Source organism: Kineococcus indalonis (assembly GCF_009906395.1).
GTDB classification, from domain to species: domain Bacteria; phylum Actinomycetota; class Actinomycetes; order Actinomycetales; family Kineococcaceae; genus Kineococcus; species Kineococcus indalonis.
In genome coordinates this window covers 1-903 of record NZ_JAAALM010000897.1, presented here as the reverse complement: position 1 = coordinate 903, position 903 = coordinate 1, and the positions used below count along the sequence as shown (strand labels likewise).

The following is a 903-nucleotide window of genomic DNA, read 5'->3' as shown; positions in this document are numbered from 1 at the left end:
GTGGAGGTCACCCGCGCCCTGCCCGACGCGGTGCGCGCCCGGCACCGGGCCGCGCAGGCGGCGCGGCGCGGTGCGGAGCTGCTGTCCGCGCCGCTCGCCGCGCACGAGCCGGTCGACCCGCGCCCGCTGCCGGCGCCGGCCGGTGCCGGGCGGCGCCTGCGGCTGCGCGGCGTCGTCGCCGGCTGGGAGGGCGCGAGCCTGGACGGGCTGGACCTGGACCTCGCGCCGGGCGAGGTGGTCGCGGTGCGCGGCGCCTCCGGCAGCGGCAAGTCCACCCTGGCGGCGGTGCTGATGCGCTTCCTGGACGTGCGGGGCGGCACCGTCGAGCTGGACGGGGTGCCGCTGGCGCGGCTGGCCGGCGACGACGTGCGCTCCGTCGTGGGCCTGGTCGGCGACGACGAGCACGTCTTCGCCACCAGCCTGCGCGAGAACCTGCTGCTGGCCCGCCCCGGCAGCGGCGACGCGGAGCTGCTCGCGGTGCTGCACCGGGTGCGGCTGGACGCGTGGCTGACCAGCCTGCCCGCCGGGCTGGACTCCCGCCTCGGCGACGGCGGCGCCCCCGTCTCCGGCGGCGAGCGGCGCCGGCTGGCGATGGCGCGCGCGCTGCTGGCGGACGTGGCGGTGCTCGTGCTCGACGAGCCCAGCGAGGGCCTGGACGAGGAGACCGGGCGGGCCCTGGTCGCCGACCTCGTGCGGGCGCGCGGCGGGCGCGCGGTGCTCCTGCTGGCGCACCGCGAGGAGGGCGTGGACCTGGCCGACCGGGTGCTGCACCTGCGCGCGGGCCGGCTGCTCGACCCTGCCCAGGTGGCACCGGGGCGGCTAGCGTGAGGCGATGCGCCTCGCCCGCTGCGCCACCGCCCCCACCGGCGCGATCGAGGACGCGTACGGCCTGCCGGTCAACAC

General features: G+C 80.2%; 1 protein-coding gene. It reads left to right on the top strand.

The window, feature by feature from the left end:
• The coding region (locus GTR00_RS21805) for an ATP-binding cassette domain-containing protein (RefSeq protein WP_166613576.1) at positions 1-828 on the top strand (828 nt) is incomplete at its 5' end.
• Positions 829-903 lie beyond the last annotated feature (75 nt).